General features: G+C 38.2%; 17 protein-coding genes. 12 read left to right on the plus strand and 5 right to left on the minus strand.

Features of this window, described 5'->3' with window-relative positions; translation table 11 throughout:
• The 3 genes from ND812_RS13135 (at window position 1) to ND812_RS13145 (ending at window position 2,516) form a co-directional block, all read left to right on the plus strand.
• Window positions 1-984 carry an LBF_2017 N-terminal domain-containing protein gene (locus ND812_RS13135; RefSeq protein ID WP_265375811.1) on the plus strand — a complete coding sequence of 328 codons (984 nt, stop codon included), beginning with the start codon at window positions 1-3 and terminating at the stop codon, window positions 982-984.
• 61 nt (window positions 985-1,045) lie between these two features.
• Window positions 1,046-2,287, plus strand: a complete 1,242-nt coding sequence (locus ND812_RS13140; protein WP_265375812.1) for an MFS transporter — start codon at window positions 1,046-1,048, stop codon at window positions 2,285-2,287.
• A 43-nt stretch (window positions 2,288-2,330) separates the two neighbouring features.
• Window positions 2,331-2,516: a hypothetical protein gene (locus ND812_RS13145; protein ID WP_100727218.1), complete on the plus strand. Its 186-nt coding sequence runs from the start codon at window positions 2,331-2,333 to the stop codon at window positions 2,514-2,516.
• On the opposite strand, the gene ND812_RS13150 is transcribed toward ND812_RS13145, so the two are convergent.
• Genes ND812_RS13150 through uvrC form a run of 4 tightly spaced genes read right to left on the minus strand, consistent with a single transcriptional unit; the run spans window position 2,517 to window position 10,290 of the window.
• Window positions 2,517-4,148 carry a phospholipase D-like domain-containing protein gene (locus ND812_RS13150; protein WP_265375813.1) on the minus strand — a complete coding sequence of 544 codons (1,632 nt, stop codon included), beginning with the start codon at window positions 4,146-4,148 and terminating at the stop codon, window positions 2,517-2,519.
• 2 nt (window positions 4,149-4,150) lie between these two features.
• Complete coding sequence (locus ND812_RS13155; RefSeq protein ID WP_407658549.1) at window positions 4,151-5,566, minus strand: LA_2168 family protein; 1,416 nt, start codon at window positions 5,564-5,566, stop codon at window positions 4,151-4,153.
• Between the two features lie 17 nt (window positions 5,567-5,583).
• Complete coding sequence (locus ND812_RS13160) at window positions 5,584-8,409, minus strand: LIC11755 family lipoprotein (RefSeq protein WP_265375815.1); 2,826 nt, start codon at window positions 8,407-8,409, stop codon at window positions 5,584-5,586.
• Between the two features lie 36 nt (window positions 8,410-8,445).
• Window positions 8,446-10,290 (minus strand): excinuclease ABC subunit UvrC, encoded by a 1,845-nt coding sequence (gene uvrC, locus ND812_RS13165; RefSeq protein ID WP_265375816.1) that lies wholly within the window; start codon window positions 10,288-10,290, stop codon window positions 8,446-8,448.
• A 75-nt stretch (window positions 10,291-10,365) separates the two neighbouring features.
• Here uvrC and ND812_RS13170 point away from each other — a divergent pair, with 75 nt between their 5' ends.
• From ND812_RS13170 to ND812_RS13210, 9 genes are all read left to right on the plus strand, one after another.
• Window positions 10,366-12,861 (plus strand): methyl-accepting chemotaxis protein, encoded by a 2,496-nt coding sequence (locus ND812_RS13170; protein ID WP_265375817.1) that lies wholly within the window; start codon window positions 10,366-10,368, stop codon window positions 12,859-12,861.
• Window positions 12,854-13,384, plus strand: coding sequence for a signal peptidase I (lepB, locus tag ND812_RS13175; protein ID WP_265375818.1), 531 nt, complete (start codon window positions 12,854-12,856; stop codon window positions 13,382-13,384). The genes ND812_RS13170 and lepB overlap by 8 nt, the downstream gene beginning before the upstream one ends.
• A 186-nt stretch (window positions 13,385-13,570) precedes the next feature.
• Entirely contained in the window at window positions 13,571-14,578 is a 1,008-nt protein-coding gene (gene gap / locus ND812_RS13180; protein ID WP_265375819.1) for a type I glyceraldehyde-3-phosphate dehydrogenase, read from the plus strand.
• A gap of 1 nt (window position 14,579) precedes the next feature.
• On the plus strand, window positions 14,580-15,770 hold the full coding sequence (locus tag ND812_RS13185) for a phosphoglycerate kinase (RefSeq protein ID WP_265357592.1): 1,191 nt from the start codon (window positions 14,580-14,582) through the stop codon (window positions 15,768-15,770).
• Between the two features lies 1 nt (window position 15,771).
• Complete coding sequence (gene tpiA, locus ND812_RS13190; protein ID WP_265375820.1) at window positions 15,772-16,521, plus strand: triose-phosphate isomerase; 750 nt, start codon at window positions 15,772-15,774, stop codon at window positions 16,519-16,521.
• A gap of 9 nt (window positions 16,522-16,530) precedes the next feature.
• Window positions 16,531-16,863, plus strand: a complete 333-nt coding sequence (gene secG, locus ND812_RS13195; RefSeq protein WP_100727228.1) for a preprotein translocase subunit SecG — start codon at window positions 16,531-16,533, stop codon at window positions 16,861-16,863.
• The gene (locus tag ND812_RS13200; protein WP_265357590.1) at window positions 16,823-17,491 is read left to right on the plus strand and encodes an LIC_12096 family protein; all 669 of its coding nucleotides are present in this window, start codon (window positions 16,823-16,825) and stop codon (window positions 17,489-17,491) included. The genes secG and ND812_RS13200 overlap by 41 nt, the downstream gene beginning before the upstream one ends.
• A 37-nt stretch (window positions 17,492-17,528) precedes the next feature.
• Window positions 17,529-18,647 (plus strand): LIC_12097 family sensor histidine kinase, encoded by a 1,119-nt coding sequence (locus ND812_RS13205; protein WP_265375960.1) that lies wholly within the window; start codon window positions 17,529-17,531, stop codon window positions 18,645-18,647.
• Window positions 18,644-19,636, plus strand: coding sequence for a response regulator transcription factor (locus ND812_RS13210; RefSeq protein WP_265375821.1), 993 nt, complete (start codon window positions 18,644-18,646; stop codon window positions 19,634-19,636). The genes ND812_RS13205 and ND812_RS13210 overlap by 4 nt, the downstream gene beginning before the upstream one ends.
• 6 nt (window positions 19,637-19,642) lie before the next feature.
• Here ND812_RS13210 and ND812_RS13215 read toward each other — a convergent pair whose 3' ends face one another.
• On the minus strand, window positions 19,643-20,710 hold the full coding sequence (locus ND812_RS13215; RefSeq protein ID WP_265375822.1) for a hypothetical protein: 1,068 nt from the start codon (window positions 20,708-20,710) through the stop codon (window positions 19,643-19,645).
• Window position 20,711: the final 1 nt, after the last annotated feature.

Here is a 20,711-nt window from a genome sequence, read left to right on the forward strand (position 1 = left end):
ATGAAACAAAAATTAACATTAGTCCTCAGTTTATTATTACTGATATTTAGTTCCGTAGATTCTAAACCAAAAAGGGAACTAAGAATCCTGATCGATGCGGAAGCCGATGCCAATTTTGAATTGGAACTTTGGCAAGAAAAACCAAGTGAAACGGAAGCATCAATTGCGCCAAAACCACCAGAGGTGATTCAGTTCAAAGGGAACCGAATCACTATAACTCCGAAAGATGACTTCGAATACTTTCGTGTTCGCAGGTTAGGTGAATATGGAGCAAAAGGATTCTGGACCCAAGTGTTCTCTACAAATGTGGACCCTGGTTCTCCTTTGTCTGTTCCAAAAGAATTTGTAACCAAAAAAACATTTGAACCAAAACCAGTTCCGAAAAAACAAGTCTCCGTCATCTCTAACGATAGTTTTGTGATTATCAAAGAAAAGGAAGTTGGTTCTCGGTATTTAACGAGAGACCATATCAATGTATCACCTACCGATGATGCATCGGGAATTGCAGAAGTTCGTTACCGAGTGAATGATGGACAATGGAATTCTGCGAAATCCTTAGCTTCGATTCCTTTTACAGAAGAAGGAGAATACAAATTATTTTACTTCTCTGTGGACATGGCGGGAAACAAGGAACCAATTCAAATCGTTGAATTTATTAGAGATACGATTCCTCCAACTTCCAATGTAGAATGGATGGGTACGATGACCAAAGGAAAAGGGAATACAAACTTTTTATCCCCAACTTCTGCCATCCGATTGGTAGCAAAAGACAATCGAAGTGGAGTCAAAGACATTCTGTATTCGGTCACCTGCCAATCAGGAACCCAATCTGAGTTTAAATCTTTTACAACGGATGTTTCGGTATTGGGTTTAAAATCGGAATGTAAAGGTTCCTTCCAATTGTTTTATTATGCAGTGGATAATGTAGGAAATGAAGAACCAGTAAAAACTTTAAATTTCCAATTGGGAAGTGAATCGAATTAATCCTAGTCCACAATTTGTGAATTGCACCCTGATTTTGTAAGAAAACATTGGCTGAATAGAGATGAAAAAAAATCTTTCTTTAGCCATTTTCCAACATAAAGACTTTCGGTTTTTTATTGTCGCAAGATTTTTTATGGTCCTTGCGATCAATATCCAAGCAACAATTGTTGGTTGGCAGGTTTATGAACTCACTGGGAGTGTTTTGGATCTCGGTCTCGTTGGATTATTTGAAGCCATTCCCTCAATCCTTGTCTCTCTTTATGCTGGCCACCTAGCAGACCTTAGAGACCGCAGAAATATCATTGTTGTCTGTCTGTTTTTTTTACTCGTTTGTTCCCTTACCTTATTTGCATTTACGGGTCCATTGTTTTATCTCTTGGAAACTTATAAAGCATATCCGATATTTTTAGTGATTTTGGTTTCCGGGATTGCTCGAGGGTTTATCTCCCCTGCTATATTTAGTTTTGTTACCCAACTTGTGCCAAGAGAACATTACCCACATTCAGCAGCTTGGATGGGAACATCTTTCCAAGCTGGTGCTGTGATTGGTCCTGCTCTTGGTGGAATTGTGTATGGGAGTTTGGGGATTCATTGGGCTTATGGACTAGATTCCATTTGCATTGGTTTACCCTTCCTGTTATTCTTTTGGATTAAAAAACGAAGTTTACCTGAATCAAAAGTGAAAGAACCACTAAAAGATAGCTTACTCAAAGGTTTAAAATTTGTTTTAAAAAATGAGATCATGTTAGGTGCCATGGCACTCGATATGTTTGCTGTTTTATTTGGTGGAGCCGTTGCCCTTCTTCCTGTATTTGCAAAGGATATTTTATTTGTTGGTTCGGAAGGACTTGGGTATTTGCGGGCAGCACCTTCTTTTGGTGCTTTGATTATGGCCTATTACCTAACTTACAAACCACCACTAGAAAAATCAGGAAAGGTTTTACTCTCGTGTGTGTTTGGATTTGGGATCTGTATGTTGGTATTTGGTTTATCCCATTCTTTTTATCTCTCCCTATTCGCTTTATTTTTATCAGGTGTATTCGATAGTGTTTCGGTCGTAGTCCGTTCGACCATCATGCAAACGATGACTCCGGAAGATATGCGTGGTCGAGTGAGTGCTATCAATAAAGTGTTCATTGGTTCCTCCAATGAAATTGGTGCCTTTGAATCAGGTATTTCTGCTAAATTTTTAGGGACAGTTGGTTCTGTTGTGTTTGGAGCCACGATGACGGTATTCATTGTGATGTTTACGTATCGGATGGCACCCAAACTAAAAGAACTAGAGCTTAAAAACTGGGTTTAAAAATGCTTGGAAATTCTCATTTCCATGACAAATTGGACAAGCCATGTCTGATTTGATCCATGATTCGAAACTTCCCGAAGATAAAAAACACACTCTTATCCTTCTCATACAAACGATGTTAAATGATGTGAATAAACAGATCACACATTTAGGAATCAATAACTACATGAAATTGCAAGAGGATATCGCCAAAATTTTGGTTCCCATCATTGAAGATAAAATGGAATGACTAGTCATTAGAACATACTAAAGATTGCTTCTGTTTAACCTGCAAACGGTTTAACAGAAATACCATCCATCTTGGAATGGTATTTTTTTGTTTGGTATGGCAAAAGGATATGGTTCGTTTTTCTGTACGAACCCACATCCAAAGATTTTTACCCTGCCTAAAGTTTGACCTTCCCACTGCTATGGAGTTAGGATCGATTGGAATCAATTCTTTTGGATTACTTCCGTCCCAAATGGAAATGGATTGGATTTTTTCTCCATTGGAAAGACTCACACGTGTTCCAAGGAAGTAATTTTGTAAACGTAAGGTTATATCCGTTCCTTCACTCGTTTCCCAAATTGGATCTGTTTCGACACTTTCCCTATCAAACCTTCCCCACTCCTTTTCCAAACCATTGTTTTTTGGAATCCCAACCAAACCTAACGATTGTTCGTATGGTTTTGCAAGGGCATTGGAGTTAGAGTCAAAATTTCCTGTTTCTTGGAAAAACAAATTTGTTTCGTACAAGGGATTATAAAATCGTTTTATCTTAAAAGAATGTAACTCCCAAGTTTGGTCTGTATTGGGAGAAACATTGTCCACTGAGAGTGGAATGGCATTTGTTTCGATCCGTTTCCATTCCTGTAAAAATTCTTTCGTAATGAGAGGGTGACTCATTTTGACAAAAACTTCTTTGTTATTGTCCCTTGCTGATACAGAATAATTATAAGACCCAACATAAACATCCCTTTCGTCGATTATCATTGTTTTGTGGTGTAAGAGTCCACCTTTGTATGTATTCTCTTCATACACAAAGTCGACATTACCGTCTTCCCAGATTTGAGAAGGGAAAGGCAAATGTTGGCTTAGATAAATTGCCTCAGGATTTGTTTGTTTTGGTGAGTTATAAATTCCCCAAACCCGCACACCACGTTTTGATGCTTCTAATAACTTTAAACTTATGACCGGATCGTAGTGAGAATAAATCAAATATTGTATGGATACTTTTGCCGAATCAATTGCCTCAAGGATCTGAGTTTGGATTTCAAACCCTGCGTCTGGTGCAAATATATATCTTAAATCACCTACTTCGACCGTTCCCAGAGGATTTTTACCTTCCAATGTGGTTACAAGTGCATCGTATTCTGGAAGTTTTAAATTTTGGATCCAATAGACATTGTGATCTGTTTCCAATCCATGCGAGGTAAAATTTCCTGTACCAAGGAACATTCTTTTTCGATCGAATAACATAATCTTTGTATGGTGAATCCCTGAACCTTCCCAACGTTGTACTTGGAATCCAAACGATTCTAGTTCCTTGTAATCCTCATCTTTGTCGCCATAAATTTGGATATTCACTCCTGCTCTTTTTTTGGAATAAAGGGCAGAGATGATTTCATAGTCATCAATCGAATATAGATACATACGAATGGATTCATTTGACTTTTGAATTTCAGAAAGAATCACATCTCTTACGATTCTTTTTTTTTCTTTTGCTACATTCCGACCTGGATAAGAGAAATAAATTTCACTCAGTGGACTTGGAAATAAAAATGCAGATAAATCTAGTTTTGATTTTGACGGATGGCAATTCAAAACAAACCATACACTCAGAAATGAAACGAAAGGAACAAACTTTATATCTCTATCCATTTTCAAATTTGGTACCTTCCATAGACATATCCAAAATTAGAGCTGATACCCATGGATTCCGGTAGATATAACTGAGAAAGCCCAACTCCTAATTCAAACCCTTCCTCAGTTTTGAGTGCCACTTCCAACATTCCTTCTGCCACAAAAAATTTCTCAAATTGTCTTTTTTGAAAATGGATCCGACCATCTAGCAAACCATTTTGGTGGTAAGGCACAAAATAATTTCCGATTAACTTAACAATGACTTGTTGGTATTGGTAAGAAAGGACCAATTCCGTTAAATACCCAAAGGCTCTTCCTTCGATCAGGGCAAAGTTTTTTTCGTACCCAGATTCAGTGACGGCGGCCGACGGAAACATTCGAAAGATCTGGGATAAATAGGGAGTTTGGCTTGGGTGTGTTCCCATGGATATATAACCTTCTTTTACAATTTGATGGTTTTGATTTGTTTCTGCAGTATCGGAGAGAAAATGAGAACTTCTTATTTTAAAATCACCTAACTTTAATTCAGTGCCAATTTGGATTGCCTCACCTGCAATTGGAATAGTTCCTGGTTTCTCTGCGATTTGGGAACGAGTCCTATCACTCCCCTTACACCACAAAAAATCAAATGCAAAGGATAAGGTTTCAAATTGAATTCCAAATCCAAAATTCCCCGAAAAGAGAGAATCCCCATCTGCAGAATTCTTCTTTGTTTCACTTGGATGGTCTTTTGTATTAGGCCCAAAACTTCCTAGTTCCAAGTAATGAACACCGAATCGTAAAGAATTAGATTCACCATAATGGATTCCAAAACTATGCCTCCTATGATGGGAACGACTAAACCCTTCATTCTTTTTTTCGGATGTCAAAAATTCGGAAGAAGATTCCTTACGAAGTAAACCATGAAATTGGTCTTTCGAGAGGAGAAGTGAACCAGAATAAAAATCCCAAATCATCAATTGAAATGTAAGATTTGATTCAGGTTTTATTTCTAAAAATAATCCTTCACTTCCATCATATTGAGTGGAAAAACTTTTAGGTGAAAACAAGTGTTCCCTTCGGCCCACACCTAAAAAAAACAATTTGGATTGGTAACCTAAAAAATGATTTTTTCCTAAGTAATAATTACGTAATCCAGTTTCTGGTCCTGTTGTGAGCTTGGCATCCAGATCCCAATGGATTTGGTTTCGGTTATTCTTATCTTTTAAACCAACAAAACCTGACTCTCCCGAGCTTCGATTCAAATAGGCATCGTTACGAAATACTTGCCCCCATCTTTGGTTATGAAAATCCCAATTGGGAACTTCCAATGGTTTGGTATTTTGTTTTTCTTTTAAGAATAATTCGAATCCATATATACCAAACTCAAGGCCAACTCCATAAACTCTTGTCAAAGGAATAGAAGTCAAAACAAGAAAATAGAGTATAACTCGCATTAAACAAGGAAACGGTTTCAATTTTCCTCACGGTAAACTTCAAAGTCATCTGGAGATGTCCCATCTGCATTCGTTTTTAACCAAAGGTATTCTCCTGTATTCACCGTTTTACGAAAGTTTGATGGACTTTCCTTATGTCCGAAGGAAGAAATGAGGATGGGAACCCCATTATTTTTTTTTCTCAGTTGGAGGAATTCACCAGAAGAGATTCCATTTCCGATAGTCTGTGTTGTGACAACCGTGAACAATCGATCCGATTCTGAATGAAAGATCGGCAAATACCAATCTTTACCATCAGGATCTACTATCCAGGCACAACTGGAAGGTGGTAAAACGGTATCGTTTGTGATAAATCCTTTCCCATTTTTACCAATAGGAGATTCATTCGGAAACCGTGATTGGTAAGAAACCAAATCATCCGTTGAAGTTTCATCTTCTATACTATACAAACTTAAATCCTCTGTGTTTCCAGAGCGATTGCATACGTAAACCCATTCATTCTGCGAAAGAAAAGGATTCGGATAAATAGCTTCAATTTGTATTGGTCCTTTTTTCTCCAAAAATCCAACTGGTTTGATAAGATTGGGATGTGTGAAATAAACATACATCTGTTCTTCGGGATGACCAAAGAGAAGATTCGTCAAATCTAAGTTAAACTGTAAACTAAACATCGGTATCACAGAAATTACCGATTTCTGTCTTTGGTTTCCAAAATAAATAGAACCAAGGTTTCCTAACGTTGAATTTGCCAAGAAACCTGCTTGGTCTTTTAATTTTACAATTTCCAAACTGGAAATTTTTTCAGAACCTGGACTCCTCCATAACCCTGGACAAGGAATCGAACTCACCATTGAGGATGAAAAAAGAATGGGTGTAATTTCGGGGTGAAGGGAACGAGAACCATCGTATGATTTTTCTTTTAAGAGGGAATCATTCCAGACAGTTAAACGGTTGTTAAATGTATCTTTATCGGTATACAACAAAGATTTAAATGATTCACCAAAAAAACCAGTAGGTAAATGGTAAATATTTTCACCGTTACATAGATTTGGTTCGTAACCAAACGTTTCCGTTTTTCTGCCACTCTGCTTCCAATAGAAATAGTCTTTCTTTTCACTCGATTGAAAGAAACCAATGCCCTCTTCCCCTTCAAAGAATCCGAAATCAAGAAATGGATATGGGTTTTGTGCAAATTCTAATAGGGAACTGCCAATCATTTGTATTTGGTTTGTTTCATGTACACCTGGGCTAAGCTGAAATCCATAATTGAGTAATCTTGGATCACTCGTCATTCGGGGATGAGGGTATTCTTTCTCTTGGACAAGGATGGAAAAACGATTTTGGTTTCCTTTCCGGAGCAAATGGAAACGACTTGGATCAAACTGAAAGGAAATACTTTCTTCCGTTTTTCGATTTTGGATGAGAAAAGAAGGGATTTGGAACACTTGTTTGGGGATATAAAATGGTTTTTCTCGTTCTAAATGATTCCAACCTAACCAAAGTTCCCTCGTGAATAGGAATATTCCATTCTGTTTTAAAATTTCCTCTTTTGCTGAAAATGGATAAAGATTTCCATTCAAAATCCAATTTAAAGAAGATAAATCACAAGAACTTCCTTCATTGCGAAATTCAAAATAAGCAGGGAAAGGGAAGTTTGGATCAGAATCATTTCCCGGATAAAATTCCGTGAGTTGGATTTGACTTGGAATACACTGAGGGATTGTATTTGGTTCCATATTTTGTTCTAGGTTGTTAGGTAAACCAGGATTCCCACAAAAGGATGTTTCACTCTCCCATAGTTTTTTTTGGTCACGGCAAGAATTGGTTCTCCACTGTTTTGCAAAATATTCCCCTCCTTGGTGGAAATCAAACGAGGTATCATTCAAAATCGATTCCCCAAATCGGATGGTTTCCTTAGATCCCAGCTGTGATAAAAATTGTTTGGGAATGTATATTCCTTGGTATTTTGGATGGTCGGATAAGAGTAAAATTCCGTTGGGTAACATCACACGGCTACGTTTTCGAAAGTCTTCCGATTGGAATGTGATTGTGACTCCATCCTTTTCCCTTTCGATTGTTTCCGCATAAGGACAAATGACCTTGTCTTTTGTGTTCTCCCATTCTAAATAACGTATGTAATCAGATTCGGAATGACGGAAGATCTCAGAGATGTTAGGTGAATCAATCTCACAATTGGAAATCCAGGTTTGGTTCTGGCTTAAGACTATATCGAGAACTTTCTCCACATGAGGGCAAGGAATTTCGAATACAATCGTTGGGGTTTGGTTTTCCGAAACAGAGAGCGAATACGAACGGTAAACAACCTCACACTCTGTATTTGATTTTTGCAAAAAAATGGGATGAGGGATTGCAAAACTTTGGTATGTCACAAGGCCTGTTGAGAACACTTGTTCCTTCCACTCTAGAATAGGTATAATCTCCTTTCGTTTTTCTTTCCATTTCGCAAATGTCGTGAAGGAGAGATTCCATCCCTTGCCAGATTCTAAAAAAGTTGGATATTCTAATGTTTGATTTTTTAAGAGAGAAAACCCTGTTTTCCAACGTTTGGAACTCTCTTCATCCAGTTTGGAACAAATTCTGAATTTTGCACCTAATTCTAGTTTGTATAAAGAGATAGGAATTGAATACACACAAAAAATCCCATTTTCATAATGGAATATTTCATTTGAATCTGGCAAACTGAGTGAAGAATCCTTCGTTCCATATTCAAAAAATAATTCAGGAATCTCTCCTAAAGAATCATCATAAAAATAAAACGGAGATTGGTTCTGTGAAGAACAAGAAACTACGAAGATAATAAAGATGAGTAAACATTTTTTCACTTAACCACTCCTTGTCAAAGAAGGAGTTAAGAATCTTTATTTCGGTTCTATTTTTTTTAAAGATTGAATGTTATTATAAATTTTTTCAGCAAGAACAGGACCTATGCCCTGTACATTTTCCAATTCTTCCTTTGTTGCATCAGTGACTTTCTTTTTCGATTGGAAATACATTAGGATATTTTTCCTTCTATTTGCTCCGATATCGGGGATATCATCCAAAATGGATTTGAGTGCTTTTTTCTTCCTTTGTAATCTTTGGAAGGTAACACCAAACCTGTGGGCTTCGTCTCTTACATTACGAAGGAGTCTCATCATGGGTGAATGGATATCAAAACTATAAGGGTGTTTTTCCCCTGGAAAATAAATCTCTTCTCGTTTTTTTGCAAGGCCTACCATTGGAATATGGCCTAGATCCAGAGCATTCGCCGCTTCTGCAGCACGTGATAATTGGGTAAGTCCTCCATCGATCACAATCAAATCAGGGAGTGGTTCTTCTTCGTTCACCAAGTGGCTTAACCTTCTTGCAATCACTTCATGGATCATACCAGGATCGTTGATCCCATCATAACCTCTCATCTTATAATGCCGATACCCGGATTTAAAAGGTTTTCCTTCCACAAACATGACACCACTGGCAACAGGGGAACTCCCTTGGAAATGAGAGATATCATAACATTCAATTGTCCTAGGTAAAGTTGGTAAATTTAACTTTTCTTGTAACTCCTTCATGGCGACAGTTTGGTCACGAAGTTTTGTCGCAAGGATCCTTTCTGTTAAACTCAATTCCGCATTTTTTTCTGCTAGGCGAAGTAAGGATTTTTTCGGACCCATCTCAGGGAATTTTAATTTAATGGATGTTCCGTATTTCTCCAGAATTGTTTCTAAAAATACATCGTGATTGCCTTTTGCCGAAGTTGGTAAGTACACAACACTTGGCAATATAGTGACGTTTAGATAATAATCACGTAGGAAAGAATTAAAAGCTTCTTCATCATCTGAAAAAGAAAGTCCTGTTAATGGGAAAGATTTTTTACCTTCTAACCTACCTCCTCTCACTTCGAGGATGACAATCTGACCTTCATCATCTCTTTTGCTAATCCCTAAAATATCTTCATCTCCACCATCTAAACTGACAACAGTTTGTTTTTCTCGAATTTGATTGATTTTTTCAATCCTTTGTTTGAGAAATCCTGCTCGCTCATATTCCATTTTGGTCGAAGCATCTAACATCGCAGATTTTAAATCCGCAACAAGGCGATCTTTTTTACCTTCTAAAAACCGAAGGATTTCATCCACTAACTCGGCATAGGTTTCTTTTGTGATATTTCCTTGGCAAGGACCAAGGCAACGTCCCATATGAAAATTAAGGCATGGCCTTTGTGGTTTTGAAAGAGGAAGTTTTAATTTCGTTTTCCTAACAGGAAAAATGCGATGGATAAGCTCTAACGTATCCCTTGCTGCTTTGACATCCGTAAATGGTCCAAAGTATCTGTCTCCATTGTCTTTTACCTTCCTTGTCAAAAAGACCATTGGATAGTCTTCACTTGTGGAGACACATAAGAAGGGATATTTTTTATCATCCTTTAACCTAACATTGAACTTAGGGTTGTATTTTTTGATGAGTGTCGCTTCGAGTAATAAGGCTTCTTTTTCTGTTCTTGTTGCAATCCAATCTAAATCATACAATTCTACATAAAGTGCTCTTGTTTTTCTGTCTTTTTGGTTGGGATTGAGATAGGACCTAACTCGTGATTGGAGTTTCAGGGCTTTTCCCACATAGATTACTTGCCCCAATTGGTTTTTCCAAAGATAACACCCTGGTAAACTGCCTAAGTTTTTTATTTTTTCTTGGATGGTTTTGAGTATCAGGGCATCTTTCATAAAGAGGAACCGTCGGGAATTTTACGTTTACAATTCTTAGACAATCTGTATCCCTAGGGTATGGACATACGGAAAATGATCAAATTTATAATTTTTGGTCTTGAAGGATTTAACTATTTAATTGGATTCCCGATTTTACTGTCATATATTTATTTTTTCACACAATGGACCAGTGAAGAACTTCAAATCATTCTAATTTCTACCGCAGTTGTTGTCTTTTTCATTATAAGTTTTGCTATTTCTTTTTATTGGATACGTTTTTCACCCGTTTACAGAATTTTCAATGGAACCGCTTCCAACAAAGACAACCACAAAGCTTACTTTTGGCTCGATCATTTAGAAAAAGTCTCGATGATCGATGTCATCGTCCGTTATTCCGTTGGGTATCTTTTTGTTCTCGGTGCCCTTCTCTTTTACCAAAAAACCAAAAATTTTGTTCTACTCAGTGAACTTGCCATAGGACTTGGCATGACAGTCGCCTTTACGATTTTGTTCCAATCAATTTTTATTGGATATGTAGAAACAAAATTTAACACAAAAGGAATTTTACTTTCCATTCGGTTAGATAAAAACTCGAGGATCAATACAAGAAAGTTATCGAGGAATTTAGGTTTCCAAACTGTACTTTCGTTTTTAGCAGCAATTTTATTACTTTTTATCATCAACTACCGCATGAACTTCAAACAAGAGTTAGATCTTGTGAACTCAAGTATGCAACAATCCGTAATGGATTCGGAATCCCTCATGCGCCTCACTTTAGTTGATTTTCGTGATCGCCTTACCCTTTCTATTTTTACAGAGAACAAACTAAAAGATCAAATTGTGAAACGCAATTTGAATGGAATTCGAAATGTCCTAAACGAAATCCAATTAAAAAGTACAAACCATGCAGTTGAGGCATTGTTTTATTATAAACCTGATGATGGAATTTTTATCTCAACCAATGAATATGATCGCTCCAAAACCGGATCCATTTTTTACATTGAAGATGGAAACTTGGCAAGGCAAGGGCCAGTCAGACATACAAGCATTCGTTCCAAAATTTCAGGAGATATTGTTTCCCCTTACACCTTACCTGTCTACGAAAACAACCAATTCCAAGGTTATGTAGGTGGATTTCTGAACATAGGCAAATTATCTAGTTTTATCTTAGGAAATTTAAAAATTGGAACATCAGGAAAAGTTGGATTTTTTGATGGTGACGGAACCATAGTTTATTTCACGGACAAACGAGACATAGGCAATAACGCCAAATCAATGTTAGTTTTTGATACTCCGTTCAAAACTAATGAAGCACTTGGGTTTATTGATTCCACAGAAGATGGAACTCAAAAAAGAATCTTTTTTGTTAAAAACCCTGAGTTCAATTATCTCATCTACTGCATTTTTGAAAATTCTGAATTGTATGAAAAAACATTAACAAGCCTTATGATGACACTTGGGATATCGATTTTGGTTGTTGTCATTATCGGAATTGTAACAGTACTTGTGATTGAATCCAAATTAAAACCATTAGAGCGCATCAAAGTACGCATCAGTGAAATGGTAAAAGGAAATCTAAAGTCCGATTTTTATGACCCGAGCCGAGATGAAATTGGAAGTATGGCAAATGCTATGTTTGAATTCCAATCCAAACTCCGCCAAATTGTTAACCAAACACAATCGGTTTCCAATGAACTTACCAATACAAGTTCCGATATTTACGAATCCATGTTAACCCTTTCGGATGCCGCACAAAACCAAGCAGCTAGTAGCGAAGAAATTTCTGCTTCCATTGAAGAAATCACTGCCGGGATTGAAAGTGTAGCACAACGTACGGAAACCCAATCCTTTACCTTGGTTTCTCTCATGAAAAAGATGACGGAACTCAACCAAGTTGTTTCCGAAATTGATAAAAAATTCCAGATTGCAGACGTACGAGTAGAAGAAATCACAAAGGATGCCAAAAAAGGGGAATCATCTCTTGGCGAGATGAAACTTTCCATGGATAAAATTTATGAGTCATCTTCTGAGATGACAAATGTAGTAGAGATCATCCATACCATTTCCGAACAAATCAATTTACTGGCTCTAAATGCAGCCATTGAAGCTGCTAGGGCTGGTGCCAGTGGGCGCGGGTTTGCCGTCGTTGCCGATGAGATTTCAAAACTTGCTGACAAAACAGCAAAATCCATCGAAGACATCGAAGAACTCATCAAACAGAATGAAGTCGAAATCAGCCAAGGCCAAGAAAAAATTGACCAATCCATTTCGATCTTGAGTAAAACCATTACTGGTGTGAATTCGATCAACCAAATGACAAAAGAAATCCGCATGGTAGTCCAAAAACAAATTGAGACCAACGAAGAGGTTAACGAAGGTGTGTCTCAAATCCGAGAACTTTCTGAAATGATCCGAGAAGCAACAGAAGAACAAAAAACAGCGATGATGGAAATTTCACGTTCCATTGCCGAAATCAATAACCATGCTCAAACCACAGCGGTTTCCAGTGACGGCACAAAATCCAATTCACAAAACATGAACCAACTAACAGAAAGTTTACGAAAAGAGATCAATTATTTCCATGTCTAAGCCAAAAAATAAAGTCCCACTCAAAACAAAACTCATTGTGATTTTACTTCCGATGGGAATCGGTCTCGTCTCTGCTTTGTTTGTGAAGTACAAGGTTCTCCTTCCTGTCGCCATTCCCAATTCCTATATGGAACCTACTTTGAAAAAAGGGGACACCGCTTACTTCAATCGTTTTTACCGTAAAAGCCAACTGGGAATTGGAGATGTGGTCATAGCCACTTCCCCACTTGACCCGAATGCAACCATCATTGCGAGGATCATTGGCAAACCTGGAGATTCCATTTCCATCCAAAAACGAATGGTTTTTCGGAATGGGACCATCTTAGATCCCACCATGTTTCCTGAAGCAAGTACACAATCGATCTCTCTCATCCCAGCAGGGAAAACGGAACATGATGATATGAACCCAGTGACAGTTCCTGAAAAACATTTCTTTTTACTCACTGACAATCGCGAATTAGGAGTGGATTCGAGAACCCTCGGCACCATCCAAGAATCCCAAATTATTGCTGTTATGTGGTGATTTTTGCCTGTAAAATGGCAAAAATTCGTACAATCCGGGTGTTTGGGTTTTCCATCAAAAATGTCAATTTCTAGCTTTTCGTTTGCTCCTATGCCCTTTAAAATGAGTGACATAGACCCCGAACTCGAAATTCTGTAATTAAAAAATCGTTTTATCTCTAGATACGAGCCTTTTAGGAGAAACTCAATGGTAAAAATCGCAATTAATGGTTTTGGTCGCATCGGACGACTTGTGCTTCGTTCCGGAATCAAAGACCCCAATTTAGAATTTGTCGCAATCAACGACCTAGTCACCCCAGACAACCTTTCTTATCTTTTTAAGTACGACTCAACTCATGGTCGTTTCAATGGGGAAGTTTCTCACACAGAAAATGAAATCATCATCGATGGCAAAAAAGTAAAAACTTTCTCCGAAAGAGACCCAGAAAAACTCCCATGGAAAGAACTCGGAGTGGACTTTGTGATCGAATCAACTGGTCTTTTCACAGACCGAGTGGGTGCTGAAAAACACATCAAAGCTGGTGCCAAAAAAGTGGTGATCTCAGCTCCTGCAAAGGACAAAGACATCCCTACCTTTGTCATGGGTGTGAACCACGAGAAATATGATGCAGGAAAAGACAATGTTGTCTCCAATGCATCGTGTACAACAAACTGCCTTGCTCCTATCACCAAAGTGGTTCTTGACAACTTCGGAATCGTGGAAGGACTCATGACTACCATCCACGCGATGACAGCAACCCAACCAACGGTAGACGGACCTTCTAAAAAAGATTTCCGTGGTGGTCGTGGTGCTGCACAAAACATCATCCCTGCCTCCACTGGAGCTGCAAAAGCGGTAGGACTATGTATCCCAGAAGTCAATGGAAAACTTACAGGTATGAGTTTCCGAGTTCCGACTCCAGACGTATCAGTTGTTGACTTAACTGTTCGCACGGAAAAACCAACAAGCCTTGCCGAAATCAAAAAGAAAATGAAAGAAGCGAGTGAAGGTTCTATGAAAGGAATCCTTGGTTATACAGAAGATATGGTGGTTTCAAACGATTTCCTCGGAGACATTCGTTCTTCTATCTTTGATGCAGATGCTTGTATAGAACTAAGCCCTACTTTTTTCAAACTCGTGTCTTGGTATGACAACGAAATGGGATACTCCAACCGAGTTCTCGACCTCGTACGTTACATGGCAAAAAAAGGCTAAGATGAAATTACCTCTTCTCGAAGAACAAAATCTAAAAGGAAAACGAGTCTTTGTTCGTGTGGACTTCAATGTCCCTGTGGAAAACGGAATCGCCACGGACAAAACTCGGATTGAAAAAACCCTCCCTACTTTGGAATTACTCATTTCCAAAGGAGCAAAGATCATTTTGGGAAGCCATTTGGGCCGACCAAAAGGTGGACCGGAACCAAAATATTCCATGAAACCTGTGTTTGATGTTTTATCTACACTCGTAAAAACCAAAGTCAGTTTCTCAGAAGCTGTGATTGGGGCTCCTGTTGTGAAGTTATCAAATGAACTTGGGGAAGGTGAAATTTTACTTTTAGAAAACCTTCGTTTCCATAAGGAAGAAGAGGCAAATGATGCCGGTTTCTGTAAGGAACTGGCAAAACTCGCTGACGTATATGTCAACGATGCATTCGGAACCGCACATAGAGCCCACGCTTCGACAGAAGGTGTGGCTCATCTTCTTCCTGCCTTTGCAGGACTTCTGATGCGGAAAGAAATTGAAGTATTAAGTGGGCTTCTTGCAAGACCAGAACGTCCATTTGTGGCGATCGTTGGTGGATCAAAAGTCAGTTCCAAATTCGCAATTTTAAAAAACCTTCTCGAAAAAGTGGACCACCTCCTCATCGGGGGCGGTATGGCATATACCTTTCTCAAATCCAGAGCTGTACCTGTGGGTAAATCCCTTGTAGAACCTGAATTTGAATCCCAAGCCTTCCAACTCATTGACCGTGCAGGTGTACAAGGAGTTGACCTCCAAATCCCTGTGGACCACATCATTGCTGACAATTTTGATCCCAATGCAAAAACCAAGTCTGTGGACAAAATGGGGATTTTGGACGGATGGATGGGAATGGACATCGGGCCAAAAACCATCGACAATTATGTAAAAGCCATCAAAGAAGCAAAGACCATCTTATGGAACGGACCGATGGGTGTGTTTGAAATGGATAAGTTCTCCAAAGGAACGATTGAAATTGCAAAAGCCATTAGTAAATCCAAAGCAAAAACCGTTGTGGGTGGTGGAGACTCCATCGCTGCGGTGAATAAAGCAGGGGTTGCTGATAAAATCACTCATATCTCCACTGGTGGTGGTGCTTCCTTAGAATTTTTGGAAGGACGCACTCTCCCAGGAGTTCAATGTTTACTCCCAAAGGAAGATAAATAAGATGAGAAAGAAAATCATAGCCGGAAACTGGAAGATGAATCTGACTCTTTCTGAGGCGAAAACCATCACGTCTGGTCTCAAAGTTGCCAGTGATTCTTCTTCCTTTGAAGTGATGGTGTTCCCAAGTGCTCTCCATTTGGAATCGGTTTCTTCCCTCGCCAATGGATCCAAACTCATCGTTGGGGCACAAAATGCATACCAATCAGGTCTTACTGCCATGACGGGAGAAATTTCGCCTGTGCAACTCGCAGAACTCGGGATCAAAACTGTCCTTGTTGGCCATTCCGAAAGAAGACAATTCCTCGGAGAAACATCAGAGTTTGACAATGCAAAGATTTCCTACTTTTTAAAAGCAGGACTTCGTGTTGTCTACTGTGTGGGTGAAACTTGGGCTGAAAGAGAAAAAGGCCAAACTTTCTCTGTGTTAGAAGACCAAATCAAAAAAGGTCTCAAAGACATTACAAGTGACCTCTTTTCCAATCTTGTCATCGCATACGAACCTGTTTGGGCGATTGGAACTGGAAAAGTGGCAACTCCCGCGGAAGCAGAAGAAGCTCATGCATTTATCCGTAAAGAAATTGGCAAACTCTTTGTGGGTGCAGACTACGTGGCTGAAAACATCCAAATTCTTTATGGTGGATCTGTGAAACCAGATAACATCAAAGAACTTCTCGCCAAACCAAACATTGACGGTGGCCTTGTGGGTGGAGCCAGTCAAAAATTAGAATCATTTTTAGGACTTTTAAAATAAGGAAATTATATGGGATTTTTTGCAGGAACCATTCTCACTCTATTTGTTTTACTTTCACTTTTCCTCATCCTTCTTGTGATGATCCAAACGGGAAAAGGTGGAAGTGCGGGAATGCTTGGCGGATCAACCGCTAGCCAATCCGTGTTTGGAGCTTCAACAGCTGACGTGATGACAAAAACAACAAGAGTTGCGGCAATTTTGTTTATTGTTTTATCACTTGCTCTTTCCTTTGTTTTTGCAAAGAAAGATGAAGTATTGGTACCAGATGTGGAACCAAGTTTGGAAACTCCGGTAGAAACTGATGGAACAACTCCCGAAGTTCCGGCACCTAGCACTCCTTAGTCTTTTTTTACTGAGTGTCGGTCTCTTCGCTGAGGTCGACATTACCGAAAAAGAAAACCGATTAGACAAGGAAATCCTTAGCCTTTACCGAGACATCGCCAAGGCTAGGGAACTTTTGTCCTACGAACAACTTTCGTCTTTACCAGCCAATACCACCATTCAATTCATTGGATCTTATCCAAATCGAACAGGTATCCGGATTCGTAAGTTCAAAGTCGATCCAGACCCTCAGAACAAAAACCGAATCAAACATTCGGAAGAAAAATCTATCCTACTTGAATTTAATGGATCCGTTCTATCCAAAGTAGAAATCCAAATCACTTCAGAAGACACGGAAATCGAACAAAAAACGAGAACAAAAATTACTGATTCTACCCCACTTGATGAATCCGTAAATGATATGGTCATCCAATTCTCAGGTCTTGATGGATCAGAAAGTTTCCCACTTTCCTCTCTCAGAAATGATTCCATTAAACAGGAAAGGAATGATTTCAAAAAAGATTTTTATATCAAATTTTTATTAGATTTCCATAGCCAACTCATCTCGATTAGTGCACTCCAGAAAACAAACGGAAACCAAAGCCAAAAGAAAATGTTCAAACAATTGAACCAATCACTGGGATACTAATTTGTCAGAAAACAGAAACAATGGTGATTCTCAATCGATGGAAAACATCGAAAAAGTAGCAGAAAAAGCCCGAGAATTGGAAGCCATTTATGATGTTGTACAAGACCCACTCGTTCTTATCGATTCCGATTTCAACATCCAAAGAGCCAATCTTGCTACCATTTTGTTTGCAAAGAACAATAAATATGACGAGCTGTTAGACAGAAAATGTTACGAAGTATTATACCAACGAACAGACGTTTGTCCATATTGCCCCAAAATTAATGTAAAATCAAAGGACAAAAACCATACTTCGTCTGCTCCTATCACCAGAGAAATTTTTTTTCGTTCTGAAGACAAAAAACAAACACTACTTTTGGAATTTTACCCCTACCCGAAACAAGAAGATTTGTTTTGGATGGTGGAAAAAATATCGGATGTTACCAAACAAAGGGACAAAGAAGAAGAATCTTTCCGAATGCGTAACCTCGCCTCCTTAGGAATCTTAATTTCAGGAATTGCTCACGAATTAAATAACCCTTTAACCGGGATTAGCCTTACATTACAAAATTTAAAAGCAAACTGGCAAAACCAACCACCAGAACAAATTGAAAAAAGATTGGATATGATTAGGAATGATATCTCTCGTGCAGCGATCATCGTATCGGATATTATTTCCTTTGCCAAAACAGATAAGGTCAAAGTCACTTTAGGTGATATCGTTGAAACCATTAACCGCGCGAAAGATACAGTCATTCGGCTTTATCCACATCTAAGTAAAAACATCAACTGGCGCATAACATGTGATCATGAATACCAATTCCCTTTTCATCCAGGAAAGATGGAAAGGTTATTTATGAATTTATTTCGCAACTCACTGCAAGCGTTTGATTACAGGCCTGGCGAAATCACAATCGAAATTCGCAAAACCAAAAACTGGCTTCATATCATCGTGGAAGATAATGCAGGAGGAATTCCTGATGCGATCATCCAAAAGATCTTCGATCCTTTTTTCACGAGTAATAAATCGGGAACTGGTACTGGACTTGGACTTTCGATCTGCCATTCCATTGTGAAGGAACATGATGGAAATATCTCTGTTAAATCAGTGGAACAAAAAACAAGATTTACGATCTCTTTCCCGCTCACAAACGACATCACGGAGCCAAGTTCATGAAACAGTCCATTCTTATTGTTGAAGATATCCATTCGATACGTGAAGCCATCATGGATTTATTAAGTGTAAAATTCAATGTGTTTGGTGCAGAACATTTTGAAGAGGCCGTTTGGTATTTATCAAATGAAAAAATTGACTTAACCATTACCGACATTCGACTACCTGGTAAATCTGGCATTGACCTTGTGAAACTTATCCAAAAAGAGTTTCCCAGTGTTCAATATGCATTGATGACCGCATACAATATCAATGAATACATCAAATATGCAAAAGACCTTCAAATTTGGAACATCATACCCAAGTATAGTTTTTTGGATATCCATCTGATTGAAGTGATGGTAGAAAAATTATTATCAAACGATATCTTTGGAATTGAAAAGTATTTTGCAAAAGATTTCCAAGTATTAGACCAAAACATTAATAGTGAATTTGAAGAAGCACCTAACAATGGAATTGTTTATAAACAAATAAAATCAGACCAAGACAGGTCCATCCTATGTGGTAAAATCTCCAAAAATTTAATCCAATTGGGAGCTCCAAAAGCGATCCAACAGGTGTTAGAAGAACTCACTTCCAATGCAATGATCCGCGCCCCTCGCACAAACGAAGGAGAGTACAAATACCAATTTGAAATACCGAGCCATGACATGGTAGTTCCACTCGATAATATCCAACTGATGCCAGATGATTATTTTTTAATTGGGTATGGATCCACTGAAAGTACGATTTTTATAGTGGTTCGCGACCAATTTGGATCCCTACGTAAGGAAGAAATTTTACACCGTTTGGATCGCCATATCAGTATTGATGAAACCACTGGATTTCCAAAAGGTTTAGAAGACAGCCATGGACGTGGACTTTATATCTGTAGAGAAATTTCAGACCAATTGATCTTTAATATCAAACCAGGTGTTTGTACAGAAACCATTGCCATGATCAACAGAGAAGGCAGAACTGGTTTTAAGTCTTTGTCCATTTACGAAGTATAAATAGGATTATAACATTTGAAACTGTACTAAGTCCGTTTTTGTTTCCATATAAAAAACAGATTCTGTTTTTCCTGGGAAAAATCGAACGGGAAATTCAGATGGTGAAATTCTCTTTTTACGAATCAAATTTCCATTCGTAGTATAAAACTGAAGTTCTGAATCCACAGCCGCCACAACAAATTGATCACTCGCAAAAATGGATTGGTAAACACCTACTTGTTTTGTTTTGATTTTTTCCCATACCAATTTCCCATCTTTATAAAACTGAAATGAGTCTGGTGTTTGCAAAAATAGATTCCCATCGTTACTTGTAGCCAAATACAATTGATGTGGGTAAAATTTGGCCAGTGGAAATTCTTCTACAACTTTACCTTTTTCATCTAAGATTAGGATCCAATCTTTATCATTCACCGAAAAATGAACCGATACAAATCGACCATCGGGTGAGATAGACAAAGATTTAAAAAATGAATTTTCTTTCTCTTTCGATAAATCAAATCCATATTTTAAATTGGCCTTTTCATCCAATCTGTAAATTTCTCCACCAGAAAACAATACAACACAACCTTTGTTCTTAGTATCAAATCGGTAATCAGTCAAAAACCTGCCATTTAATTCTTGTTTACCGATTCTATTTCCGCTTTCATCGAGTAAAAATACTGTGTTATTATCTCCTGATAGATACAAAACAGGTGATGCATAATAACCACTACGAGGGTATGAATTGATTGGCTTTTTCCAAAACAACTCGCTGCTATCTGAAAAAAAGTTAACTTCATCTCCAATTTTTTCATACAACAAATACCCATTCCCTAATAATGGGAAATCGATTAGGTATTTAGGGTCAATTTCTGGGCGGGAACTTGTTTTGAAGGAATAAAACTGTTTGTTGTATAAATAACCATTGATTGATTTGACTGGATCTTCTCCGAGCTTCGGAGGATTGGTACCAAATTTTCCTTCCAAATTCCAAATCCAAGTTTCACGAATACTCGGAACAAAATTCAAATCCACATCCCAACTAAAATAGAACAATAGAAAAAAACCGATGGAATAGAATATGTTTTGAAGCATA

The sequence above is a fragment of the Leptospira limi genome (assembly GCF_026151395.1).
In the GTDB taxonomy this organism is placed as follows: domain Bacteria; phylum Spirochaetota; class Leptospiria; order Leptospirales; family Leptospiraceae; genus Leptospira_A; species Leptospira_A limi.